This window comes from Cereibacter sediminicola, from assembly GCF_007668225.1.
GTDB lineage: Bacteria > Pseudomonadota > Alphaproteobacteria > Rhodobacterales > Rhodobacteraceae > Cereibacter_A > Cereibacter_A azotoformans.
In genome coordinates this window covers 21839-46114 of record NZ_VDEK01000026.1, presented here as the reverse complement: position 1 = coordinate 46114, position 24276 = coordinate 21839, and the positions used below count along the sequence as shown (strand labels likewise).

General features: G+C 68.8%; 24 protein-coding genes and 2 tRNA genes. 18 read left to right on the top strand and 8 right to left on the bottom strand.

Annotated features, from left to right (window positions below):
* Positions 1-21: 21 nt before the first annotated feature.
* The gene (locus FG154_RS15355) at positions 22-453 is read right to left on the bottom strand and encodes a peptidoglycan-binding domain-containing protein (protein ID WP_145109772.1); all 432 of its coding nucleotides are present in this window, start codon (positions 451-453) and stop codon (positions 22-24) included.
* A gap of 140 nt (positions 454-593) precedes the next feature.
* Here FG154_RS15355 and FG154_RS15350 point away from each other — a divergent pair.
* A tRNA-Gly gene (locus FG154_RS15350) sits at positions 594-667 on the top strand.
* 273 nt (positions 668-940) lie between these two features.
* Here FG154_RS15350 and tkt read toward each other — a convergent pair.
* Positions 941-2959: a transketolase gene (gene tkt / locus FG154_RS15345; RefSeq protein ID WP_145109769.1), complete on the bottom strand. Its 2019-nt coding sequence runs from the start codon at positions 2957-2959 to the stop codon at positions 941-943.
* 255 nt (positions 2960-3214) lie between these two features.
* Here tkt and FG154_RS15340 point away from each other — a divergent pair, with 255 nt between their 5' ends.
* Positions 3215-3682: a hypothetical protein gene (locus FG154_RS15340; RefSeq protein ID WP_145109766.1), complete on the top strand. Its 468-nt coding sequence runs from the start codon at positions 3215-3217 to the stop codon at positions 3680-3682.
* Entirely contained in the window at positions 3675-4049 is a 375-nt protein-coding gene (locus FG154_RS15335) for a cell division protein ZapA (RefSeq protein WP_145109763.1), read from the top strand. Before FG154_RS15340 ends, FG154_RS15335 begins: the two co-directional genes overlap by 8 nt.
* A 187-nt stretch (positions 4050-4236) precedes the next feature.
* Here the strand turns inward: FG154_RS15335 and grxD are convergent, their stop codons facing one another.
* The 4 genes from grxD to FG154_RS15310 form a co-directional block, all read right to left on the bottom strand.
* On the bottom strand, positions 4237-4602 hold the full coding sequence (gene grxD / locus FG154_RS15330) for a Grx4 family monothiol glutaredoxin (RefSeq protein ID WP_011907940.1): 366 nt from the start codon (positions 4600-4602) through the stop codon (positions 4237-4239).
* Positions 4603-4661: 59 nt separating this feature from the next.
* Positions 4662-4904 carry a BolA/IbaG family iron-sulfur metabolism protein gene (locus FG154_RS15325; RefSeq protein WP_096785631.1) on the bottom strand — a complete coding sequence of 81 codons (243 nt, stop codon included), beginning with the start codon at positions 4902-4904 and terminating at the stop codon, positions 4662-4664.
* 115 nt (positions 4905-5019) lie between these two features.
* Positions 5020-7179 carry a phosphoribosylformylglycinamidine synthase subunit PurL gene (gene purL / locus FG154_RS15320; RefSeq protein WP_145109760.1) on the bottom strand — a complete coding sequence of 720 codons (2160 nt, stop codon included), beginning with the start codon at positions 7177-7179 and terminating at the stop codon, positions 5020-5022.
* Between the two features lie 438 nt (positions 7180-7617).
* On the bottom strand, positions 7618-8511 hold the full coding sequence (locus tag FG154_RS15310; protein WP_145109756.1) for a LysR family transcriptional regulator: 894 nt from the start codon (positions 8509-8511) through the stop codon (positions 7618-7620).
* 156 nt (positions 8512-8667) lie between these two features.
* On the opposite strand from FG154_RS15310, the gene FG154_RS15305 reads away from it, so the two are divergent.
* The 13 genes from FG154_RS15305 (at position 8668) to FG154_RS15250 (ending at position 21872) form a co-directional block, all read left to right on the top strand.
* Positions 8668-12054, top strand: a complete 3387-nt coding sequence (locus FG154_RS15305) for an indolepyruvate ferredoxin oxidoreductase family protein (protein WP_145109753.1) — start codon at positions 8668-8670, stop codon at positions 12052-12054.
* A gap of 155 nt (positions 12055-12209) precedes the next feature.
* Positions 12210-13022 (top strand): glutamate racemase, encoded by an 813-nt coding sequence (locus FG154_RS15300; RefSeq protein WP_145109750.1) that lies wholly within the window; start codon positions 12210-12212, stop codon positions 13020-13022.
* A gap of 24 nt (positions 13023-13046) precedes the next feature.
* Positions 13047-14075 (top strand): N-acetyl-gamma-glutamyl-phosphate reductase, encoded by a 1029-nt coding sequence (gene argC, locus FG154_RS15295; RefSeq protein ID WP_145109747.1) that lies wholly within the window; start codon positions 13047-13049, stop codon positions 14073-14075.
* Between the two features lie 24 nt (positions 14076-14099).
* On the top strand, positions 14100-14555 hold the full coding sequence (gene ccmE / locus FG154_RS15290) for a cytochrome c maturation protein CcmE (protein WP_145109744.1): 456 nt from the start codon (positions 14100-14102) through the stop codon (positions 14553-14555).
* A gap of 172 nt (positions 14556-14727) precedes the next feature.
* Positions 14728-15339, top strand: a complete 612-nt coding sequence (locus FG154_RS15285; RefSeq protein ID WP_145109741.1) for a holin-associated N-acetylmuramidase — start codon at positions 14728-14730, stop codon at positions 15337-15339.
* Positions 15330-15824 carry a holin family protein gene (locus tag FG154_RS15280; RefSeq protein WP_145109738.1) on the top strand — a complete coding sequence of 165 codons (495 nt, stop codon included), beginning with the start codon at positions 15330-15332 and terminating at the stop codon, positions 15822-15824. The genes FG154_RS15285 and FG154_RS15280 overlap by 10 nt, the downstream gene beginning before the upstream one ends.
* Positions 15825-15898: 74 nt before the next feature.
* Positions 15899-17641: an arginine--tRNA ligase gene (argS, locus tag FG154_RS15275; protein WP_145109736.1), complete on the top strand. Its 1743-nt coding sequence runs from the start codon at positions 15899-15901 to the stop codon at positions 17639-17641.
* Between the two features lie 70 nt (positions 17642-17711).
* The gene (locus FG154_RS15270) at positions 17712-18671 is read left to right on the top strand and encodes an SPOR domain-containing protein (protein ID WP_145109733.1); all 960 of its coding nucleotides are present in this window, start codon (positions 17712-17714) and stop codon (positions 18669-18671) included.
* Positions 18668-19684, top strand: a complete 1017-nt coding sequence (locus tag FG154_RS15265; RefSeq protein WP_145109730.1) for a glycoside hydrolase family 3 N-terminal domain-containing protein — start codon at positions 18668-18670, stop codon at positions 19682-19684. Before FG154_RS15270 ends, FG154_RS15265 begins: the two co-directional genes overlap by 4 nt.
* Positions 19677-20462, top strand: a complete 786-nt coding sequence (locus FG154_RS15260) for a segregation and condensation protein A (RefSeq protein WP_044248604.1) — start codon at positions 19677-19679, stop codon at positions 20460-20462. The genes FG154_RS15265 and FG154_RS15260 overlap by 8 nt, the downstream gene beginning before the upstream one ends.
* Entirely contained in the window at positions 20462-21097 is a 636-nt protein-coding gene (gene scpB, locus FG154_RS15255) for an SMC-Scp complex subunit ScpB (protein ID WP_145109727.1), read from the top strand. The genes FG154_RS15260 and scpB overlap by 1 nt, the downstream gene beginning before the upstream one ends.
* A gap of 2 nt (positions 21098-21099) precedes the next feature.
* Positions 21100-21267 carry a hypothetical protein gene (locus FG154_RS21085; RefSeq protein WP_186312388.1) on the top strand — a complete coding sequence of 56 codons (168 nt, stop codon included), beginning with the start codon at positions 21100-21102 and terminating at the stop codon, positions 21265-21267.
* Positions 21268-21431: 164 nt separating this feature from the next.
* Positions 21432-21872, top strand: coding sequence for a PACE efflux transporter (locus FG154_RS15250; RefSeq protein WP_145109724.1), 441 nt, complete (start codon positions 21432-21434; stop codon positions 21870-21872).
* A gap of 4 nt (positions 21873-21876) precedes the next feature.
* Here FG154_RS15250 and FG154_RS15245 read toward each other — a convergent pair whose 3' ends face one another.
* Both FG154_RS15245 and FG154_RS15240 read right to left on the bottom strand, forming a co-directional pair.
* A complete protein-coding gene (locus FG154_RS15245; RefSeq protein ID WP_145109721.1) occupies positions 21877-22569 on the bottom strand; it encodes a DUF1045 domain-containing protein in 693 nt (230 codons plus the stop codon).
* 67 nt (positions 22570-22636) lie between these two features.
* Positions 22637-23101 carry a disulfide bond formation protein B gene (locus tag FG154_RS15240; RefSeq protein WP_145109718.1) on the bottom strand — a complete coding sequence of 155 codons (465 nt, stop codon included), beginning with the start codon at positions 23099-23101 and terminating at the stop codon, positions 22637-22639.
* 126 nt (positions 23102-23227) lie between these two features.
* On the opposite strand from FG154_RS15240, the gene ypfJ reads away from it, so the two are divergent.
* Together ypfJ and FG154_RS15230 are read left to right on the top strand one after the other, a co-directional pair.
* Positions 23228-24067, top strand: coding sequence for a KPN_02809 family neutral zinc metallopeptidase (gene ypfJ, locus FG154_RS15235; protein WP_145109715.1), 840 nt, complete (start codon positions 23228-23230; stop codon positions 24065-24067).
* A 92-nt stretch (positions 24068-24159) separates the two neighbouring features.
* A tRNA-Leu gene (locus FG154_RS15230) sits at positions 24160-24243 on the top strand.
* Positions 24244-24276 lie beyond the last annotated feature (33 nt).

Here is a 24276-nt window from a genome sequence, read left to right as displayed (position 1 = left end):
CGGTCGAGGCGGGCGGCCGGCTCAGGCCGAAGCCGGGTCGCCGGGCGCCTCCTCCTCCTCCGGCTCGGGCAGGTCAAGTTCGACCGGAACCACCCCCAGATAGCGGGCGGCCTCGATCGACAGGCGGTCGCTGTCGAGGCCGAGCGGTTCCTGAAACCTGCGGATCGCCGCTCGCGTCGCCTTGTCCATCTCTCCGCTGATCGCGCCCTTGTGGAGGCCCCGCACCTCCAGCGCGCGTTGCAGCGTTGCCACCCGCTCCGGGGTCATCGCATCGGGGCAGGGGGCCTGGAACCAGCGGCTCTCCTCGCCCGCCCAGCACTGGCCCGGCTCGGCCGCCGGCCTTTCCGATCGGACGCCCTGCGCCAGATCGGGGAGGCGGGGCGGCTCGGGCATGGCGGGCCCCTGGCAGGCGGGCAGCAGCAGCAGTGAGATGAGGGCAGTCAGGCGCGTCATGGGATTCCCTGTCGGTCCGGCGGCGGAGAATGCCGCAAGACGTTGTGCGCGAAAAGGGCGTCCAGACGGAACGGCCCGGGCCAAGCCCCCGCAGCAACCGCTTGACGAAGCCCTGTCCGTGTCTTAGGTGAGGGTCTGTCGCGGGTGTAGCTCAATGGTAGAGCAGAAGCTTCCCAAGCTTACGACGAGGGTTCGATTCCCTTCACCCGCTCCACTCCCGCCAGTCAGCCTGATTTGACCGCTCGGTTCCGTATGAACGGCGGCCGTGGTTGACCTCACCTTCCGGGTGTTACCGGCCCTCCGCAGGCCGGAGCGGCGGCTTCGCGGGCTGAACGCGCAGACCCTGCCAACCTGACGAGGAACGGTTCTCTGCGGCTGACGGCCCTCGGCACCGGATTGCGGACGGTTGCTCGGCATGACCCGACAGAAAACCCCGCCCGAGGCTTTTCCATCGGGCGGGGCCATGTCTTGCGGCAGGCGGGGCCGTTCAGCCGAGCAGGGCCTTGGCCTTGGCGACGGTCGCCTCGGGCGTGATGCCGAACTCCTGGAACAGCCGCTCGGCCGGGGCCGAGGCGCCGAAGCCCGACATGCCGATGAAGCCGTCCTTGCCCTCGCGGCCGCGCTCGCCCAGAAGCCAGCGGTCCCAGCCCATGCGGACGCCGGCCTCGATGGCGATGCGGACGGCGCCCGGCGGCAGAACCTTGCGGCGGTAGGCTTCGTCCTGGCGGGCAAACAGCTCCATGCAGGGCATCGAGACGACGCGGGTGCCGATGCCCTCGGCCTCGAGCGCCTCGCGGGCCTTCAGCGCCACCTCGACCTCGGAGCCCGAGGCGATCAGGATCACCTGACGCTTGGCCGTAGCCTCTTCGAGCACATAGGCGCCCTGCGAGACGAGGTTCTTGTTGGTGTGGGTCTTGCGCACCGCCGGCAGGTTCTGCCGCGACAGCGCCAGCACCGAGGGCGTGGCCTTCTCGGACAGCGCGATCTCCCAGGCCTCGGCGGTCTCGGTCAGGTCGGCCGGGCGGAACACCAGCATGTTCGGCGTCGCGCGCAGCATGGCGAGGTGCTCGACCGGCTGGTGGGTCGGCCCGTCCTCGCCCAGACCGATCGAGTCATGGGTGAAGACATAGACCACCGGCATGTGCATCAGCGCCGAAAGGCGCACCGCCGGGCGGCAGTAGTCGGCAAAGCACATGAAGGTGCCGCCGTAGGGCCGCAGGCCGCCGTGCAGCGCCATGCCGTTCATCGCGGCGGCCATGCCGTGTTCGCGGATGCCGTAATAGACGTAGCGGCCCTTGCGGTTGATCGGGTCGAAGACGCCCAGATCCGCGGTCTTGGTGTTGTTCGAGCCGGTCAGGTCGGCCGAGCCGCCGATGGTCTCGGTCATGATCGGGTTGACCGCTTCCAGCACCATCTCCGAGGCGCGGCGGGTCGCGACCTTCGGCATCTTCTCGACCGCGTCCTTCTTCACGGCGCGGATCGTGGCGGCGAGCTTCTTCGGCGGCTCGCACGAGAACTGCTGCTGGAAGAGGGCGCGCTTGCTGTCCGACAGGGCGGCGAACCGCTCGTCCCACGCCTTGCGGGCCTCGGCTCCGCGCGAGCCGATGGCCTCCCAGGCCGTCTTGACGTCGGCCGGGATCTCGAAGGCCCCGGCGGTCCAGCCATAGGCGGCCTTGGTGTCGGCGATCAGCTTGGCATCGGTCAGCGCGCCGTGGCCCTTGGAGGTGTCCTGCGCCGAAGAGCCGAGCGCGATATGGGTCGTGCAGGCGATGAAGGCCGGGCCCTTCGAGGCCTTCGCCTCGGTCAGGGCGCGGTCAATGTCGGCCGGGTCATGGCCGTCGCATTCGAACACATCCCAGCCCGCGGCGGCGAAACGCGCCTTCTGGTCGGTGCGGTCCGACAGCGCCACCTTGCCGTCGATGGTGATGCCGTTGTTGTCCCACATCACGATCAGGCGCGACAGCTCGTGCCGGCCGGCGAGGCCGATCGCCTCCTGGCTCACCCCCTCCATCAGGCAGCCGTCGCCGGCGATGCAGTAGGTGTAATGGTCGATGATCTTCGCCCCCCAGCGGGCACGGAGCGACTCTTCGGCCATCGCGAGACCCACGGACATCGCCAGGCCCTGGCCCAGCGGACCGGTCGTGGTCTCGATCCCCTTGGCGAGGAAGTTCTCGGGGTGGCCGGCGGTCCGGGAGCCCCACTGGCGGAAGTTCCGGATCTGATCGATCGGGAACTCGGGGTCGCCGGTCAGGTGAAGCAGCGAATAGACCAGCATCGAGCCGTGGCCCGCCGACAGCACGAACCGGTCCCGGTTCGGCCAGTCGGGGGACTGCGCGTCGAAGACCATGTGCTTTTCGTAGAGGACGGTTGCGACGTCCGCCATGCCCATCGGCATGCCGGAATGGCCGGAATTGGCCGCCGCCACGGCGTCGAGCGTCAGCGCGCGGATGGCGCAGGCTTTCTTCCAGTGATCGGGGTGCTGCTCGCGCAGGCTCTGTATGTCCACGGCAATTCTCCGACTTGGATGCCCCCGGGCGCGGCTTCTTGCGCGCACCGCTTCAGGGCTGCATATCAGCCCGACCGGCAAGATCAAGCGCGTGGGGCTCTTTCTCATGCCAAAGGGGGGCGCATCGCGGGGCAACCGACGATAAGATCGGGGAAAAGCGCCGGGCGAATGTGATTCGCGCGACAATGTGCCGCCTCATGTTCGCGCAAGCGAAATGTGGACGGCCCGGCCGGAACGGAACGGAAAGGCAGACCTATGCAGGAGATGGTGGAACTCGAGCGGCGGCTCACGGCCGCCCTGGAACGGATCGGAGCGGGGATCGACGCGATCCCCGTGATGCCGGCAGAGAACCCGTTGCAGGCCGAGCTCGACGAGGAGCGGATGGTCAATGCCCAGCTCACCGAGCGGCTGAAGGCCGTGAAGGAGCGCGAGGGGGCCAGGATCGGGCAGCTCGAGGAGCAGGTCGAGGCGCTGACGCGGCAGCTCGACGTGCAGGGGCTGGAGCTTCAGCGGATGAAGAAGACGACGGGGCAGCTGCGCGAGGCGCTGCGCAGCCTGCGCGAGGCCACGGCCGAAGGCATGGCCGACCCGCATCTGCTCAACCGCTCGATGGTGGTCGAGCTCGAGGCGCTGCGCGCGGCCCGCGCCACCGAGGCCGCCGAGGTGGACGAGGTGCTCTCGGCGCTGCAACCCCTGATCGCGGAGGGCCGTTCGGATGCCTGAACTGAGCATTGCCATCGGTGGAAAGACCTTCGAGGTCGCCTGCCAGCCGGGCGAGGAGGAGTTCCTGCACGCGGCCGCAGCCATGCTCGATGCCGAGGCGGCGCCCGTGGTCGAGCAGATGGGCCGCATGACGGAGTCGCGGATGCTGCTGATGGCCGGGCTGATGCTGGCCGACCGGATGGCGGGGGTGGACGAGGAGATCCGCCGGCTGCGCGAGCAGGTGGCCGAACTCGAGGCCCGTCCGGCGCCGGAGCCCGAGCGGATCGAGGTCCCCGTGATCCCCGAGGGCGTGAAGGAGGCGCTGGCCGAGCTTGCGGCGCGGGCCGAGGCCATGGCCGAGCGGGTCGAGGAGCGCGCTCGCGCCTGAGGCCGGGTCTTGAGGGGTGGTGTCGGAGGCGGGGGGCTGTCTGCCCCCCGGCCGCCCGGACGGGCGGCTCCCCCCGAGGATATTTTTCAAGAGTGAGAGGGGCGGCTGTTGCGCGGAGGGCGCACGTCATGGCCTGCGGTTCGCGCGCAGGGAGCGGGGGCGCGCCCCGCAGGCGCGCCCGGAGGGGTCAGGCGTTGGCTTCGCGGATCTTGTCAGCGGCGGCCTTGTCGTAGGTGACGCCCTTCGCTTCGAAGAGCTGGTCAAGCTCACCCGAGAGGGTCATTTCGGTGACGATGTCGCAGCCGCCCACGAACTCGCCCTTGACGTAGAGTTGCGGGATGGTGGGCCAGTCGGAGAAGTCCTTGATGCCCTGGCGGATGTCGGCGTCCTCGAGCACGTTCACATCCTTGTAGGCCACCTGCATGTAGTTGAGCACGCCTGCGACGCGGCTCGAGAAGCCGCACTGGGGCATGGTCTTGCTGCCCTTCATGAACAGGACCACGTCGTTCGTGGTGACGAGGTCACGGAGCTGTTCTTCGACGGTGGTGGTCATGTTGGATCGTCCTCGTGGTTGGGCCGCGCCTTCACGCGGTCATCGATGATGGGTTGGGCTCAGTCGGGGGCCTTGGTGGTCAGCGCGAGGGCGTGAAGTTCGCCGTGCGCGCCGTCCATCTTGCCCTTGAGCGAGGCATAGACCGCGCGCTGCTGCTGGACACGGTTCAGGCCGCGGAAGCTTTCGTCGACCACCTCAGCCGCCCAGTGGTTTCCATCGCCTGCAAGGTCGGTGATGGTGATCTTCGCCTTCGGGAAACTGGCGCGGATGAGGTTCTCGATGTCCTGGGCTTCCATGGCCATGGGGCGGGGGTTCCTGTGCGGTCACTCTTGCGAAAGATGTATGACGCATGCAGGACGCGCGCAAGCGGCGCGGGGGCTGCGGGCAGGGGCTGCGTCGCCTCTGCCCGCGAAAACATCATCCGATGGCGGCCGCGAAGGCGCCGCGGTAGAGGCGCGACAGGTCCACCAGCGGCGCCGAGGCGGTGCCGAGCGTGACCTCCTCGCCGCCGAACTGGCCGACTTGCTGGAGCGGCACCCCAGCGGCTTCGGCTGCGGCCTGCAGCGCCTTGGTCTGGTCGGGGTGGACGGCGACCAGATAGCGCGCCTGATCCTCGCCGAAGAGTTGCGCAGTGCCCGTCAGCGTCAGCGTGAGGCCCAGCCCCGCGCCTTCGGCCATCTCGAAGGCCGCCAGCGCAAGGCCGCCGTCCGAGAGGTCGGTCGCGGCCGAGAGCAGCTTGCGGTTGGCGCGCAGGAATTCGCCGTGGCGCTTCTCGGCGTCGAGATCGACATGCGGGGCGTCGCCGTCCTCGCGGCCGAGCAGTTCCGCCAGCAGCGCGGACTGGCCGAGGTGGCCCCTTGTTTCGCCGATCACCAGCGCCACGTCGCCTTCCTCGGGCTGGCCAGCGATCAGCTCGCCGAGCGATTGCAGGATGCCGACCGCGCCGATGGTGGGGGTGGGCAGGATCGCCACGCCGTCGGTCTCGTTGTAGAGCGAGACGTTGCCCGAGACGATCGGCATGTCGAGCGCGGCCACGGCGGCGCCGATGCCCTTGATCGCTCCGACGAACTGGCCCATGATCTCGGGCTTTTCCGGGTTGCCGAAGTTCATGTTGTCGGTGGTGGCCAAGGGCTTCGCGCCGACCGCGGTCAGGTTGCGGTAGGCTTCGGCCACGGCCTGCTTGCCGCCCTCGAACGGGTTCGCCTTGACGTAGCGCGGCGTCACGTCCGAGGTGAAGGCCAGCGCCTTCGGCGTGCCATGCACCCGCACCACGCCCGCGCCGAGGCCCGGCGCGCGGACGGTATCGGCCATCACCTGGCTGTCATACTGCTCCCACACCCAGGCCTTGTGCGCGTAGGAGGGCGAGCCGATCAGCGCCTTGAGGCCGTCGATCGGATCGACCTCGGGCACCGGGGCCATGGGCGCCGCAGGCGGCGTCTCCACCCACGGGCGGTCATATTCCGGCGCGGTGCCCGACAGCGCCTTCAGCGGCAGGTCGGCCTTCACCTCGTTGCCGTGCAGGATCAGGAAGCGGTCCTCGGGGATGGTCTCGCCGACGATGGCGAAGTCGAGATCCCATTTCTCGAAGATCGCGCGGGCGACGGCCTCCTTCTCGGGCTTCAGCACCATGAGCATCCGCTCCTGGCTTTCCGAGAGCATCATCTCGTAGGCCGTCATGTGGGCCTCGCGTTGCGGAACATTGTCCAGTTGCAGCCGGATGCCGAGATCGCCCTTGTCGCCCATCTCGACCGCCGAGCAGGTGAGGCCGGCCGCGCCCATGTCCTGGATCGAGATCACCGAATCCGAGGCCATGAGTTCAAGGCAGGCCTCGAGCAGGCGCTTTTCGGTGAAGGGGTCGCCGACCTGCACGGTCGGGCGCTTTTCCTCGATCGTGTCGTCGAACTCGGCCGAGGCCATGGTCGCGCCGCCCACACCGTCACGGCCGGTCTTGGCGCCGAGATAGACCACCGGCATCCCCACGCCCGAGGCGGCCGAATAGAAGATCTTGTCGGCATCCGCGAGGCCCGCCGCGAAGGCGTTCACCAGACAGTTGCCGTTGTAGGCGCGGTGAAAGCGCACCTCGCCGCCCACGGTCGGCACGCCGAAGGCGTTGCCATAGCCGCCGATCCCTTCCACCACGCCCTTGACGATGTGGGCGGTCTTGGGGTGGCTGGGCTCGCCGAAGCTGAGCGCGTTCATCGCCGCGATGGGCCGCGCGCCCATGGTGAAGACATCGCGCAGGATGCCGCCCACGCCGGTTGCCGCGCCCTGATAGGGCTCGATGTAGGAGGGGTGGTTGTGGCTTTCCATCTTGAAGATGACCGCCTGACCGTCGCCGATATCCACCACGCCCGCGTTTTCACCGGGGCCGCAGATCACTTGCGGGCCGGTGGTGGGCAGCGTGCGCAGCCATTTCTTCGACGACTTGTAGGAGCAGTGCTCGTTCCACATCGCCGAGAAGATGCCGAGTTCGGTGAAGGTCGGCTCGCGCCCGATGATGCCGAGGATGCGCTCATATTCGTCGGGCTTGAGGCCGTGGGCCGCGATCAGCTCGGGGGTGATTTCGGGCTCGGTCATGGCACATCTCTCCGCGGCAGGGGCTTTGGCGCCTCATAGGACGGAACGGCCATCAGGGGAAGGAGGCGCACCGCGCCGCGGCCCAAGATTTTTCGCCCCACCGTCCTTGCCCTGCTGCGCCCTTCGGCATCGGCGCTGCAAAAGGCCCATCGGATGTGCGTTCCGACAAAGCTGTGCAGAAAGCAAAAAAAAGGCCGAGCAGAAGCTCGGCCCAAGTCCAACAGGGAGGTATGAAGCGGACGAGAGAGACTCTCGATCACCCGCTTCGAGAGGCGATGTAGGGCCGCGACTCGTCGCGATCAAGCGCCATGATGCTGCATCGGCGGCATGGCCGTCATGCGTTTGGCGCATAGCTGAGCCGCTGATCCATCTTTTCCTGCATTGCCATGCGGTTAGCGTCGGGCGGCGGTTTCCCGCCGCACGGCCCGGCGATCCTGCTCAGGTCTGCTGCTGCCTGCGGTAGAGCGAGATCTCTTCCATCACGAACTCGCGGAAGGCCGCGACCCGCTTGGAGTGGCGCAGTTCCTCGGGGTAGGCGAGGAACACGGGCACGTCGTTCGACTCGACCTCCGGCATGACCCGGACCAGCTGCGGGAAGGCCACGGCCAGATAGTCCGGCATGACGCCCACGCCGAGATTGTTCAGCACCGCCTGAAGCACGCCGAAGTAGTTGTTCACCGTGAGGGTGGAAGGAATGTCGTTCGTCATGATCTCCTGTACCAGCGCCGCCCCCGCCGCCACCTGAGGCGCCCCCGGAAGCTGGCAGATCAGCCGGTGATGCGAGAAATCCTCCATCTTCTCGGGCATTCCGTGCTCGGCCACATAGTCCGGCGAGGCATAGAGGCGCATGCGGATCGACATGAGGCGCTTGCGGATCAGATCGGCCTGGCTCGGCTCCTTCATGCGGATCGCCACATCGGCCTCGCGCATCGGCAGGTCGAGCACGCGCTCCTCGAGCATCAGGTCGATCTTCAGCGCGGGATACTTGCGGTAAAGTCCGACCAGCCGCGGCGCGAGCCAGAGGGTGCCGAAGCCGGTGGTCGTGGTCACGCGCAACTCGCCGAAGACCTCGTCCTCGCTGTCGCGAATCCGCGCGGCCGCCGCCTCGAGCCGCTTGACCATCTGGCTGGTCGCGTCGAACAGAAGCTCGCCCTGCTCGGTGAGAATCAGCCCCCGCGCGTGACGGTGGAAAAGGGTCACGTTCAGGCTCTCTTCCAGCGCCCGGATCTGGCGGCTGACCGCCGACTGCGAAAGGTGGAGCGTGTCGCCGGCATGGGTCAGGCTGCCCGCATCCGCGACAGCGTGGAAGATTCTGAGCTTGTCCCAGTCCATGTCGCAATCCTCCGCCGCGTCAGGCGGCCCGTGCGCAATGATCCCTAACGGATTGCATAACCGGGTTGCAACGGAAACATGGCTCGGAAACCGCTTTGTAGGTCAGCATTTTTGACCTAACATGGAGTCATGTTCAAAGGCACTGGGAGGAGACCTATGAGCAGGCAGGATGTGAAGCTGTCCGACCGCACCGATCTGACGAAGTCGCCGGTGTTGCTGAACGGGACGCAGGCCATGGTGCGGCTGATGCTGATGCAGAAGGCGCGCGACCGGGCGGCGGGGCTGAATACCGCGGGCTATGTGACCGGCTATCGCGGCTCGCCGCTGGGCGCGGTGGACCTGACGATGGCGCGCGCCGAGAAGGACCTCAGGGCCGCGGACATCCTGTTCCAGCCGGGGCTGAACGAGGATCTGGCGGCGACCGCCATCTGGGGCAGCCAGCAGGCCGAGCTGCGCGGCGAGGGGCGCTTCGATGGTGTCTTCGCGCTCTGGTATGGCAAGGGGCCGGGGGTGGATCGCACCGGCGACGTGATGCGCCACGCCAACATGGCCGGCACCTCGCGCCACGGCGGCGTGCTGATGGCGATGGGCGACGACCATACCGGCGAAAGCTCGACCACGCTGCACCAGTCGGACTGGGCGATGGTCGATGCCTATATCCCCGTCCTCTCGCCGGCGGGCGTGCAGGAGATCCTCGATTACGGGCTTTATGGCTGGGCGCTGTCGCGCTTTGCGGGCGTCTGGGTCGGGCTCAAGACCATGAAGGACACGGTCGAGGCGACAGCGGTCGTGGACGGCCGGCCCGACCGCATGACTTTCGTCCTGCCCGACTTCCGCATGCCCGAGGGCGGGCTCAACATCCGCCTCGTCGATACGCCTGTCGCGCAGGAAGCCCGGATGATCGACCACAAGCGGTTCGCGGCCGAAGCCTTCAGCCATGCCAACCGCATGGACCGGCGGGTCTGGGGCCGTCGGGGTGCGAAGATCGGCTTCGTCTCCGCCGGGAAAAGCTGGCTCGACCTTGTTCATGCGCTGTCCCTGCTGGGGATCGGCGAGGCCGAGGCCGAGCGGCTGGGCATCACCACCTACAAGGTGGGGCAGGTCTGGCCCATGGACTTCCGCAGCTTTCAGGACTGGGCCGAGGGGCTCGAACTGATCGTCTGCGTCGAGGAAAAGCGCAAGCTGATCGAGGTGCAGGCCAAGGAGGCGATCTTCAACGACCGCCGCGGCCGGCGCATCTACGGCTGGCAGAACGATCGGGGGGAAGAGCTGTTTCCGACACGCTTCGCGCTCGATCCTGTCGGGATCGCCGAGAAGATCGGCGCGATCCTCATCGAGGAGGGCCGGGGCACCGACCGGGTCAAGGCGGGCCTCGCCCGGCTGGCCGAGGCGCGCCGGGCGGACAATGCGCAGGACCTTGCGGCGCGGCTGCCCTATTTCTGCTCGGGCTGCCCGCACAACAGCTCGACCCGGCTGCCCGAGGGCAGCCGCGCCTATGCGGGCATCGGCTGCCATTACATGGTGCAATGGATGGACCGCGACACCGTGGGCTTCACCCAGATGGGCGGGGAGGGCGCGAACTGGATCGGCGAAGCTCCGTTTTCCAAGCGCCCGCATGTGTTCCAGAATCTCGGCGACGGCACCTATAACCATTCCGGCGTGCAGGCGATCCGGGCGGCTCTCGCCGCAGGCACGAACATCACCTACAAGATCCTCTTCAACGACGCCGTGGCCATGACCGGCGGCCAGCACAACGAGGGCGACCTTTCCGCCGACCGCATCGTGCGCGAGATCCAGGCGATGGGGGTGGATCACATCGCGGTCGTGCATGACGCGAAGGAGGAGGTGGATCTGTCACGCTTCCCCGGTGGCATCGAGATCCACGAGCGCGCCGACCTGATGGAGGTGCAGAAGAGGTTCAGCCAGATCCCGGGCGTCTCGGCCATCGTCTATATCCAGACGTGCGCGGCCGAAAAGCGGCGCCGCCGCAAGCGGGGCACCTTCCCCGACATCGACCGGCGGGTGTTCATCAACACGGACGTGTGCGAGGGCTGCGGCGACTGCGGCGTGCAGTCGAACTGCGTCTCGATCGTGCCGGTCGAGACGGAACTCGGGCGCAAGCGCGCCATCGACCAATCCTCCTGCAACAAGGATTTCTCCTGCCTCAACGGCTTCTGCCCGTCGTTTGTCACGCTCGAAGGCGCGCAGACGCGAAAGGCCGCGACGGCCGAGATCGACCTGCCGCACCTGCCCGAGCCCGATCTGCCGACGATCCGGGGCACGCACAACCTGCTCGTGACGGGGGTCGGCGGGACGGGGGTGGTCACGGTGGGCGCGATCCTCTCGATGGCGGCCCACATCGACGGCAAGGCCGCGGCCATGATGGAGATGGCGGGCCTCGCCCAGAAGGGCGGAGCCGTCCACATCCACTGCCGCATCGCCGAGCAGCCCTCGGACATCAGCGCCATCCGCGTGGCGGTGGGCGAGGCGGATGCGGTGATCGGGGGCGACCTCGTGGTGACGGCGGGTGCGAAGACCGTGGGCCTGATGGCGACCGGCCGCACCGGGGCTGTGGTGAACAGCCATGACATCGTGACGGGCGAGTTCACCCGGAACACCGACTTCCGCGTGCCTTCGGAACGGTTGCAGGTCTCGCTTCAGGCGCGGCTTCAGGATCGGGTGGCCTTCCTGGATGCGACCGAGCTTGCGCGGGCGCTGATGGGCGACTCGATCTATTCCAACATGATGGTGTTCGGGGCGGCGTGGCAGAAGGGGCTGATCCCGCTGTCGGCCGAAGCGATCCACCGCGCGATCGAACTGAACGGCGCGGCGGTGGAGCGGAATGCGCGCGCCTTTGCCCTCGGCCGCTGGGCGGTGCTGCATCCGGCCGAGGCCGCCCGCCTCCTGCAGCCCGAGCCGCCCAAGCCCGTCGATCCGGTGGAGTACCGCGCCGAACGGCTGGTCGGCTACCAGTCCCGCCGTCTCGCGCGGCGCTTTCGCGCGCTGGTGGACCGCGCCCCGCCAGAGATCCGCGAGGATGTGGCGCGCGGCTACTACCAGCTTCTGGCCTACAAGGACGAATATGAGGTGGCCCGGCTGCATCTCGACACGATGGCGCGGGCGCGGGCCGAGTTCGACGGCGACTTCCGCCCGACCTTCCACCTCGCGCCGCCGTTCCTGGCCGGAAAGGGCCACGAGCGGCCCAGGAAGCGCCAGTTCGGCCCGTGGATGATCCCGGCCTTCCGGCTGCTCGCGGCGCTCAAGCCGTTGCGCGGCACCCCGCTCGATCCGTTCGGCCGGAACCCCGAGCGGCGGCTCGAACGCCGCCTGATCGCCCAGTTCGAGGCCGACATGGCCGAGATCCTGCCCGCGCTGACGCCCGAAACGATGGAACCGGGCCGCGAGCTGGCGAGGCTGCCCCTGTCGATCCGCGGCTACGGGCCGGTGAAGGAGGCCAGCGCCGAGAAGGCCGCGCACCGCCGGGCCGAGCTTCTGGCGGCGATCCGCGCGGGCGGGGCGCCCCTGCCGATGGCGGCCGAGTAGTCCCAGGCGCCCGCGGGCGCTGCGGTCTCCTGCGTCCGCTGCGGGGGCCGCGGGCCCTGCGGAATAAGTCGGATGGCGCCACCTCGGCGCTTCCGTCTTGCGCGGCATGATCCTATGCTGACCGAACAGAAAAGTCCTGAGGGGCGGGGGCAGGCATGGCGGTTGGTGTGTTCGATTCGGGGCTCGGTGGCCTCACGGTTCTTGATGCGGTCCAGAGGCGCTTGCCCGAGGTGCCCTTCGTCTATTTCGGCGACAACGCCCATGCACCCTACGGCGTGCGCGACGCCGACGACATCTTCGCCCTGACCTGCGCCGCGACCGAGCGGCTCTGGGCCGAGGGCTGCGATCTGGTGATCCTGGCCTGCAACACCGCCTCGGCCGCGGCGCTCAAGCGGATGCAGGAGAGCTGGATTCCCCGGGACAAGCGCGTGCTTGGCGTCTTCGTGCCGCTGATCGAGGCGCTGACAGAGCGGCAGTGGGGCGACAACAGCCCCCCGCGCGAGGTGGCGGTGAAGCATGTGGCGCTGTTCGCCACCCCCGCGACCGTGGCCAGCCGCGCCTTCCAGCGCGAACTGGCCTTCCGCGCCATCGGCGTGGATGTCGAGGCCCAGCCCTGCGGCGGCGTGGTGGATGCGATCGAGCAGGGCGACGAGATCCTCGCCGAGGCGCTGGTGCGCAGCCATGTCGAGGCGCTCAAGCGGCGGATGCCGCATCCGCAGGCCGCGATCCTCGGCTGCACCCATTATCCGCTGATGGAGGCCGTCTTCCAGGAGGCGCTGGGGCCGGAGGTCACCGTCTATTCGCAGGCCAACCTTGTGGCCGAAAGCCTCGCGGATTATCTGGCCCGCAGGCCCGAGTTCGTGGGGCAGGGCACCGAGTCGAAGTTCCTGACGACGGGCGACCCCCGGTCGGTCTCGAACAAGGCCACGCAGTTCCTGCGCCGGCGCATCGCCTTCGAGGCCGCCTGACCGAAAGAAACGGAAAAGAGACACATGGTTCAGAACATCGCCATCCTCGGAGCCTCGGGCTACACGGGCGCCGAGCTGGTCAGGTTGATCGCCACCCATCCCTCGATGCGGATCGTGGCTTTGTCCGGCGACCGCAAGGCGGGCATGGCGATGTTCGAGGTCTTTCCGTTCCTGCGCCATCTCGACCTGCCGCGCCTGCAGAAAATCGACGAGATCGATTTCTCGAACGTGGACCTGGCCTTCTGCGCCCTTCCTCACGCGACCTCGCAGGAGGTGATCTCGGCCCTGCCGCGCGATCTGAAGATCGTGGATCTCTCCGCCGACTTCCGCCTCCGCGATCCGGCCGCCTACGAGACCTGGTATGGCAAGCCGCATTCCGCGCCCGAGCTGCAGAAGGAAGCGGTCTACGGGCTGACCGAATTCTACCGTGACGAGATCCGTGGCGCGCGGCTGGTGGCCGGCACGGGCTGCAACGCGGCGACCGGCCAATATGCGATCCGGCCCCTGATCGAGGCGGGGGTCATCGACCTCGACGACATCCTGATCGACCTCAAGGCCGGCGTCTCCGGCGCGGGACGGAGCCTGAAGGAGAACCTCCTCCATGCCGAGCTGTCCGAGGGCACGCACGCCTATTCCGCCGGCGGCACGCACCGCCACCTGGGCGAGTTCGACCAGGAGTTTTCGAAGATCGCCGGGCGGCCCGTGCAGGTCCGCTTCACCCCGCATCTGACGCCGATGAACCGCGGCATCCTTGCCAGCGTCCATGTCAAGGGCGACCCGCAAGCGGTGCACCGGGCCCTCGCGGACCGCTACCTCACGGAAACGTTCCTTGAGGTGCTACCTTTTGGCGCGCTCCCCTCGACACGGGATATCCGGGGGTCCAACTACGTCCATATCGGCGTGATCGGGGACCGGATCCCCGGCTGCGCCCTGGTGGTGGCGGTGCTGGACAACCTGTGCAAGGGCTCTTCGGGGCAGGCGATCCAGAATGCGAACCTGATGCTGGGGCTGGACGAGGCGGCGGGCCTCCGGCTCGCCCCGGTCTTCCCGTAAGAGCCGTTCTGCCAAGAGGGTGACATGAAGGGCCTGAAGAAGAAACGCCGCATCCAGATCATCACGCTGGCCTTCGTGGCGCTGGCGGGTTCGACGGCCCTGATCGGCTACGCCATGCGCGACGGGATCAACTTCTTCCGCTCGCCGACGCAGGTGGTCGAGGCGCCGCCGTCCGAGACCGAGGTGTTCCGCATCGGCGGGCTGGTCGAGAAGGGCAGCCTCGTGCGGGGGCAGGGCGAGACCGTCACCTTCCGCGTGACCGACACGAACGCGACCGTGCCCGTCAGCTTCACCGGCGTCCTGCCCGACCTCTTCGCCGAGGATGCGGGCATGGTCGGCACCGGCCGCCTCGTGGACGGCGTCTTCCAGGCCAGCGAGATCCTCGCCAAGCATGACGAGACCTACATGCCGAAGGAAGTGGTGGATGCGCTGAAGGAACAGGGCGTCTTCCAGCACACCGAGGACCAGCCCCAGGGCTGACCGGCCGCTCCCGCGCCGCCTCTCATGCGGCGCCGTCCGTCCTTCATTCTCGCGGAAATATCCCGGGGGTGCGGGGGCAGAGCCCCCGCTCTCACCGCTCCGCCGCGCGCGGTCTTAACCACGGCTTGAACCTCCTCCCCCAGTCTGGCCTCCGGCTGAAGACGAGGGTGAGATGCAGACGGTCCAGCAGATTGCGAAAGAGATCGTCGCCCGCGAGGGCGGCTTCGTGAACGACCCTGACGATCCGGGCGGGGCCACGAGATACGGCGTCACCATCGCCACGCTGCGGCGTCTGGGTTTCGACACCACGGGCGACGGGCGCATCGGCGTCGAGGATGTGCGCGTCCTTACCCGCGCGCAGGCCGAGGCAATCTTCGTCGAACATTACTTCCGCCGCCCCGGCATCGGCAACCTCCCCGAGGTGCTGCATCCCGGCCTCTTCGACATGTATGTCAACGCCGGCTCAAACGCGGTGAAGATCCTCCAGCGGCTCGTGTCCGAGATGGGATTTCCCTGCGCCGCCGATGGGGCCATCGGGCCCCAGACCATCCGGCAGACGCAGGCGGCCCATGAGGCCGCGCCCGATCATCTTGCGGATGCCTACGCCATCGCCCGGCGCAACTTCTATTACGCGCTGGCCGATGGGCGGCCCTCGTCGCGCAAGTACGCCCGGAGGAAGGACGGCGGAAAGGGCGGCTGGATCCTCCGGGCGGAAGAGTTCATGGCGCCCCGCTACCGCCTGACCGAGGCGCAGCATCGGGAAAGGACCGCCTCATGGGCCTGATCGGACGCATCATCGCCGGCGGCGACGGCGTGGCCACTCTCGGGGCCGCGGTAAAGGATGTGGCGGAGGTCTTCCGCCCGAACGCCACGCGCGAGATCGAGCTCTCGGCCGAGATGCAGGGCGAGGCGCTGCAACAATATTCCGAAGAGTTCGCCAATCCCGGCAATGGCGGGTTCGACCGGTTCGTGAACGGGGTGAACCGGCTGCCGCGGCCGATGCTCGCCTTCGGAACGCTTGCGCTCTTCATCTTCGCCATGGTCGATCCCGAGAGCTTCGGTCGGCGCATGTCGGGTCTCGCCCTCGTGCCCGATCCGCTCTGGTGGCTGCTGGCGGCGATCGTGGGCTTCTACTTCGGCTCGCGCGAGGCGCATTATTTCCGCACCCGTCATCCGGGCGCGGCGGGGGCGGTGGCTGCCGGAGCGGCGCCCGCGACCCAGGGCGAAGCCAATGCGGCGCTCGACGACTGGCGCGACGGGCGGAGCTGACGGCTGGGGCGGGCGCCATTGACCTGTGCGCCCGCCTCTGGCAAAGCCGGGGCAACAATCAGGACAAGCCCCGAATGAACCTCTTCACCGAAATCCGTTCTCTCGTGACCGCCGAGCTTGGCGCCATGGCCGAGGCGGGCGAGCTTCCCGCAGGGCTCGACCTGTCCGCCGTCGCGGTCGAGCCGCCGCGAGATCCGGCCCACGGAGACATGGCCACCAACGCGGCGATGGTGCTTGCCAAGCCCGCGGGCAAGCCGCCGCGCGCGATCGCCGAGACGCTGGCCACCCGGCTTGCGGCGGATCCTCGGATCCTGTCGGCCGAGGTGGCGGGGCCGGGCTTTCTCAACCTGCGGCTGCGGCCGGCGGTCTGGCAGGGGCTTGTCGCCAGCCTGCTGCAGGCGGGCGACGCCTACGGCCGCTCGACCATCGGCGCGGGCCAGCGGGTGAACGTCGAATTCGTCTCGGCCAACCCGACCGGGCCGATGCATGTGGGCCATGTCCGCGGCGCGGTGGTGGGCGACGCGCTGGCGCGGCTTCTGGCCTTTGCCGGCTGGGACGTGACGCGGGAATATTACATCAACGACGGCGGCGCGCAGGTCGATGTGCTGGCCCGCTCGGCCTACGAACGCTACCGCGAGGCGCACGGGCTCGAGCCCGAGATCCGCGAGGGGCTCTACCCCGGCGACTATCTGATCCCGGTGGGCGAGGCGCTGAAGGAGAAGTATGGCGACAGCCTGCTCGACAAGGGCGAGCAATACTGGCTGACCGACGTGCGCGAGTTCGCCACCGAGATGATGATGCAGATGATCCGCGAGGATCTGGCCGCCCTCGGCGTCGAGATGGATGTCTATTCCTCGGAAAAGGCGCTCTACGGGACCGGCAAGATCGAGGCCGCGCTGCAGCGCCTGCAGGACATGGGCCTGATCTACGAAGGCGTGCTGGAACCGCCGAAGGGCAAGACCCCCGAGGACTGGGAGCCGCGCGAGCAGACCCTGTTCCGCTCGACCGCGCATGGCGACGACGTGGACCGGCCGGTGAAGAAATCCGACGGCAGCTGGACCTATTTCGCCCCCGACATCGCCTATCACTACGACAAGGTGACCCGCGGCTTCGACCAGCTGATCGATATCTTCGGCGCCGATCATGGCGGCTACGTCAAGCGGATGAAGGCCGCCGTGGCCGCGCTGTCGGACGGGCGCGTGCCGCTCGACATCAAGCTGATCCAGCTGGTGAAGCTGTGGAAGAACGGCGAGCCCTTCAAGATGTCGAAGCGCGCCGGCACCTATGTCACGCTCCGCGACGTGGTCGAGCAGGTGGGGCCGGACGTCACGCGCTTCGTCATGCTGACGCGCAAGAACGATGCGGCGCTGGATTTCGACTTCGACAAGGTGCTCGAGCAGTCGAAGGAGAACCCGGTCTTCTACGTCCAGTATGCCAATGCCCGGATCAATTCGGTGCTGCGCAAGGCGCGCGAGCAGGGGATGGACGTGGCCGACGCGGCGCTGGCCGGCGCGGATCTCGACCGGCTCGACCACCCGGCCGAGATTGCGCTGATCGCCAAGCTGGCCGAATGGCCGCGGCTGGTCGAGATCGCGGCCCGCACGAACGAGCCGCACCGCATCGCCTTCTACCTGCACGAGCTTGCCTCGGACCTGCACGGGCTGTGGAACCGCGGCAACGATGAGCCGGGATTGCGCTTCCTGCAGGACGATCCTGTGGTTTCACAGGCGAAAATCGCCCTTGCCCGGGCCGTAGGCGTTGTGATTTGCGCCGGTTTGGGTATCTTGGGGGTCACTCCGGTCGAAGAAATGCGCTGAAAACATGCATCCGCCGGGGCGTAACAGGCAAGCAGCGCCGGGGCGTGCCCCGCGCGCAGTGGGGCAGAGCATGGCGGACGTGGATTTCGACGACTTCGAGGGCTATTACGCCCCCCCCCAGCGGCCTGCGAAGGTCCAGCGCATGATCAACATCGCGGGCGGCGTCTCGTCGATCGCGCTGATCCTCGGGCTTGCGATCTGGGGCTACAAGCTGGCCGTGCGCGACGTGAACGGCATCCCCGTGGTGCGCGCGCTGGAAGGGCCGATGCGCATCGTTCCCGACAATCCGGGCGGCGAGATCGCGGCCCATCAGGGGCTTGCCGTCAATGACGTGGCCGCGGCCGGCACGGCGGCCCCGCCGCCGGACCGGCTGGTTCTGGCGCCCAAGCCGGTGGAACTTGCGCTGGAAGATGAGCCGGGGCTCGATCAGCCGGGGGCCGCTCCGGCGCCGTCCGAGGCCGAACGTCTCGCGGCGACGACCGAGACCCTGCCCGATGTCGCGGAGGAGGACGACGGCGCCGACCTCGCCGGCACGCAGCTTCCGGGCCTCGATGTGGATGCCACGAAGCTCGCGCTTGCCGAGGCCCTTGCGGACACGCCGGAGCCCGAGGCCGCCGTCGAAGAGACCATGCCGCTGGTGGCCGAGCCCGGCGCCATCCGCCGCTCGCCCATCCCGCCGCCGCGCCCGGCCCGGTCCGCACGCGCGGCCGCCGCCACGCCGGCCGCCGCGCCCGCAGCCGCCGTCGCCGCGACCGAGGTGGATGCCTCGACCCTGCCGGCCGGGACGCGGCTCGTCCAGCTCGGCGCCTTCGATGATGCGGATTCGGCCCGCCGCGAGTGGGACAAGCTCGCCGCCCGCTTCGGCGCCCTGATCACCGAGAAGGGCCGCGTGGTCCAGACCGCGCAGAGCGGTGGGCGGACCTTCTACCGGCTCCGCGCCTCGGGTTTTGCGGATGAGGGCGAGGCGCGCCGCTTCTGCTCGGCGCTTCTGGCCGAGGACACCGCCTGCATTCCGGTCGCGCTGCGATGAGCGAGGCCGGCCGGTCGGCCACGATCTTCGGCTGCTCCGGCCCCACCCTGACCGACGCCGAGCGCCGCTTCTTCCGGGAGGTCGATCCATTCGGCTTCATCCTCTTTGCGCGCAACATCGAGAACCCGGCGCAAGTCTCGGCCCTGACGGCGGATCTGCGCGCGGCCGTGGGGCGCGACGCGCCGATCTTCGTCGATCAGGAAGGGGGCCGCGTGCAGCGCCTGCGCGCGCCGCACTGGCGCGAGTGGCTGCCCCCCCTCGAGGCGGTGCGCAAGGCGGGCGAGGGCGCCGAGCGGATGCTCTGGCTGCGCTACCGGCTGATCGCCCAAGAGCTGCACGCTGTGGGCATCGACGGCAACTGCGCTCCGGTGGCCGATGTCCTGACCGGGGCCACGCATCCGTTCCTCGCCAACCGCTGCCTGTCCGACGAGGCGGCGCGCGTGGCGCGTCTGGCGCGCGCCGTGGCCGAGGCGCATCTGGCGGGCGGTGTCCTGCCGGTGATGAAGCACCTGCCGGGCCACGGTCGCGCCGCGGCCGACACCCACCACGACCTGCCCACCGTGAGGGCCGATCGCGAGACGCTGGCCACCAGCGACTTCGCGCCGTTCCGGGCGCTGTCGGACCTGCCGCTCGCCATGACGGCCCATGTGATCTTTGCGGCCCATGACGCCGAACGGCCCGCCACCTGCTCGCCCGCCATGATCGGGGTGATCCGGGGCGAGATCGGCTTCGGCGGCCTTCTGATGACCGATGATCTCTCGATGCAGGCGCTGTCGGGCAGCATCGCCGCGCGGGCGGGGGAGGCCATCGCCGCCGGGTGCGATCTGGCGCTGCATTGCAACGGCGATCTGGCCGAGATGGAGGCGGTGGCCCTGGCCGCAGGTGACATGGGCGCGGCGACCCGGGCCCGGGCCCGGGCGGCCCTTGCGGCGCGGCGCCCGCCCGAACCGGTTGACAGCCGGGCGCTCGAGGCCGAACATGCCGGCCTTCTGGGCGAGCATGTGCATGGCTGACGGCTGGGAAGAAACCTCCGTCCTCAGCGTCGCGGACCGGCTGGCGGCCGAGGCGCTGATCGTCGATGTCGAGGGGTTCGAGGGCCCGCTCGACCTGCTGCTGACGCTCTCGCGCACGCAGAAGGTGGACCTGCGCCGGATCTCGGTCCTGAAGCTGGCCGAGCAGTATCTGCTGTTCGTGACCCACGCCAGGCAGCTGCGGATCGAGCTTGCCGCCGATTATCTGGTGATGGCGGCCTGGCTCGCCTATCTGAAAAGCCGGCTGCTGCTGCCCCCCGACCCGACCGAGGAGGGGCCTTCGGCCGAGGAACTGGCGGCGCATCTGGCCTTTCAGCTCGAACGGCTCGAGGCGATGCGCGATGCCGCCGCCCGGCTCATGGCGCGCGACCAGAAGGGGCGGGACTTCTTCGCCCGCGGCCTGCCCGAGGATGTCACGCGCCACCGCCAGATCAGCTACACGGTCACCCTCATCGACCTGATGCGCGCCTATGCCCGCATCCGCACCCGCGACGAGTTCCGTCCCTTCGTGATGGACCGCCACCATGTCTTCACCATGGAGCAGGCGCTGGAGCGTATGCGCGGGATGCTCGGCTGGTTCGGCGACTGGGGCGAGCTGACTTCGTATCTGCCCGAGGGCTGGGACGGCCATCCGATGCGCCGCCGCTCGGCCACCGCGGCCCATTTCGCGGCCATCCTCGAGATGACCAAGCGCGGCCAGATCGAGGTCCGACAGGGCGAGACCTTCGCCCCCATCCTGATCCGCAGGAAGGAAGGCTGATGAACGAACGGCCGGAAAAGAGCCTGTTCGACGCGCCGGTGATGGCCGAGCAGGAGCGGATGGTCGAGGCGATCCTGTTCGCCTCCGCCGAGCCGGTGACGGTGGGCGAGCTGGCGGCCCGGATGCCGCATGGCTGCGACCCGGCCGAGGCGCTGATGCATCTGCGCAGCCGCTACGAGGGGCGCGGCGTGCATCTGGTGCGGGTGGGCGACGCCTGGGCCTTCCGCACGGCCGCCGATCTGGGCTTCCTGATGCGCAAGGAGACGGTCGAGCAGAAGAAGCTCTCGCGCGCCGCGATCGAGACCTTGGCGATCGTGGCCTATCACCAGCCCGTCACCCGCGCCGAGATCGAGGAGATCCGCGGCGTGGCGGTCAGCCGCGGCACCATCGACCAGCTGATCGAGCTGGAATGGATCCGCTTCGGCCGCAGGCGCATGACGCCCGGCCGCCCCGTGACCTTTGTCGTGACCGAGACCTTCCTCGATCACTTCGGGCTCGAGTCGGCGCGCGATCTGCCGGGGATCAAGGAACTGCGCGCGGCGGGCCTGCTCGACAACCGTCCGCCGCCCGGCAGCGCACGGCAGCCGGACGAGGACGAGCCGGTGACGGGACAAAGCGAACTCTTCGAGGACTGACCATGATCGCGCACGCATTCTTCAGCCGGCTCCGGCGCCTCTTCCTCGGTCGCACGGCCGCGGCGGCCCATGACGTCGTTCTCGGGGCGCCCGGGCCCGCGCGCAGCGCGCGTTCGGCGGCCAAGCTGGCACGCAAGGCTGCGCAGAAAACCCGCCGCGCGGGCCGCTGACAATCGGATCGCGGACAGGTTCCGACGCTGAAATCCGCCGATGGCCCGACAGGGGCCTATCGGTTTTCTTCATCGGCTGCTAAGGGTTGCACAGGTCCCATTAGGGCCGCGGAGCGCCATCCGCGCTCCGACACGAGACCTTTCTTTTGTCGTTTGGAGTTTCCATGTCCTCGCCTTCCTTTGCCGGACGCCTGTTCCAGATCATCTTCTTCGAGGCGGTGGCGCTGGCGCTGGCCGTTCCGCTCTATGGCCTAGCCTTTGACGTTCCGGCGCGAGCGGCGCTGGCGGTGTTGCTGCCCGTGGCCGCCGTGGCCTTCCTCTGGTCCGGCCTGCATCGGGTGCTCTTCGACTGGTTCGACTGGCACCTGACCCGCCGCCCCGAAACCATGCGGCCGGCCGGCACCTGGATCGTGCGCTCGCTTTCGGGCGCGGCCACCTCGCTCATGCTCACCTTTCCGATGCTGATCTGGCTGGGCGCGCTGCCCCCGCGCGAGGCGATGCTGACGGCGCTGGCGCTGGCCGGGCTTCACTGGGCGCTCGGCCTGCCGGCGCAGCTGGTCCGCGAGCGTCGCCGGGCCGCCGGGCCGCGCACCCTCATGTGCTGACGCTTCACGAGCGGGTGATCGGCAGCCGCTCGAGCATGCGGAACCGGCCGTCGGAGGCTTCGGCAAAGAGGCAGAGGCTGCCGATGCGCACGGGCTCGGCCAGAATGGGCTCGAGCAGCGGCTCGAGCACCGTCACCACCTCGGAAAGCTCGGCCTCGGGCAGTTCGCCCGTCAGCGTGACGTGAAAGCGGTAATCGTCGAAGACGTAGGGATAGCCCCAGTCCGCCAGATGGCCGCGCTGGCGGGGTGTCAGCCGCTCGGGCCGCCTGCGGGCCAGTTCGGCCTCTGTCAGCGGCGCGCGAAAGCCGTCCAGCGCCCGCATCACCTCGGCCGCGAGGTCCGCGAGAGGTTCCTCGTTGCCCGCAGGCACCAGCGCGAGAAAGCCGCCGACGCGGTCGAGCTTCAGGCCGGGCAGCGTCACGGGCGCAAGATAGGGGCAGAGCGCCACGACCGCCGCGTGAAGGTCTGTCACGTCCACTCCGTCGGCCAGCCGGAACGGCGGCTTCAGCGTGGCGTGCAGGCCGTATTTGCGCGGCGCCTGCGTGATGAGGGCCACATCGCGCGGCAGCTCGCCGATCGCAGGATGGTCCACGGGCTCGGCCGTCACCGGGTCCCACCCCAGCCAGCCCCGCCCGAAGCGGGCGAGCGGGCCGTCCTCGGGCGTCCAGTAGATCGCGTATCGCGAGAAGCCTTCCATGCGCGTCCCTCTCTCCGCCGATCCCTCAGCATAGCGCGCTGCGGCTGCGAAGGAAGGGGCGCCGCGCCTATGCCTTCCGCAGGGCCGCGGCCAGCCAGAGGGCGGCAAGTGTGGCCGAGAGGATCACGTTCCACCCGGCCATCGAGATGCCGATGAACTGCCAGGCGATCTCGTCGCAGCGCACGACCGGCCCGAGATCCACCGCGGGATTGAGCAGATCCGCCGTCGAGATCCCCTCAATCGAGCCGGTCGAGCAGGAGGCAAGGCCGAGCCACCATTTCTGCTCCACGCCCACGTGGTAGAAGCCGATGGCGGCCGAAGCCGCGGCGCCGAGGCCACCCACCAGCGCCACGAGAGGGGCGGGGCGGAAGACGGCGACAGCCCCGGCCAGCACCGCAAGAACGTGCGGCCAGCGTTGCCAGATGCACAGCGGGCAGGGCGGAAGCTCGACGAAGAACTGGAACCCCAGCGCGCCGAGAAGCAGCCCGGCCGACCCGGCGGCGGCCACCAGCATCAGGAACCTGCGTTTCATCGCTGCACCTCCGGCATGATCCCGCAGGTTGCATCATGCGCGGCCTCGGCGGTCAAGGTGAAACGAGACTGGCGGGGCGGCCGGGGGGATCTAGTTCGTGCAGAAGATGGCCGAGGGAGAAGCGGAATGGACTGGCGCGGACGGCGGGGCAGCCGGAACATCGAGGACCGGCGCGGCTCGCGCGTGGGCAGCATCGGCGGGATCGGCGGGGCGGGCTTTCTTGCGGTGCTTCTGATCGGCTGGGCGCTGGGCGTCGATGTCACGCCCCTGCTCGAGGGCACCACGGGATCGCAGGCCCCACGGGAACTGTCAGCCGCGGATCAGGAGGCGGCGGAGTTCGTCTCGGTCACGCTCGCCGACACCGAGGAGGTCTGGGCCCAGATCTTTGCCGACCAGCTCGATGCCCGGTACCAGCCCCCGGTGCTGGTGCTGTTCTCGCAGGCCACCGGCTCGCCCTGTGGCGGGGCGAACGGGGCGACCGGCCCGTTCTACTGCCCGCTCGACCGCAAGGCCTATCTCGACACCGCCTTCTTCGCCACGATGGAGCGGCAGCTGGGCGCCAGCGGCGACTTTGCGGCCGCCTATGTCGTGGCGCATGAAATCGGCCATCATGTGCAGAACGAACTCGGCATCCTCGACGAGGCCAACGCACTGCGCGCCCGCGTCAGCGAGGCCGAGAGCAACGCGATCTCGGTTCGGATCGAGTTGCAGGCCGACTGCTTCTCGGGCATCTGGGCCCGCCATGCCGAGGCGCAGTTCGGCAGTCTCGAGCCCGGCGACATCGAGGAGGCCATCAACGCGGCCCGCCGGATCGGCGACGACACGCTCCAGCGTGCGGCGGGGCGGGTGCCGATGCCCCACACCTTCACCCACGGCACCTCCGAGCAGCGGATGCGCTGGTTCGAGAGGGGCTACGGCTCGGGGCGGCTGGTGGATTGCGACAGCTTCGGCGCCGAGCGACTGTGATCGGGCACGACATGCGTGGCTTGCCGCCGTTGATCGCGGCTTCGGGCCGCCACATTGACGTGGGCGAGGGCGCAGGCTAAACGGTGCCGCGTGCGGTTGTGGCGGAATGGTAGACGCGGGGGTCTCAAACACCCTTTCCTCACGGAGTGTCGGTTCGAGTCCGACCAGCCGCACCAGATCCCCGGCTTCATCTCAACCTGTGATGCGTG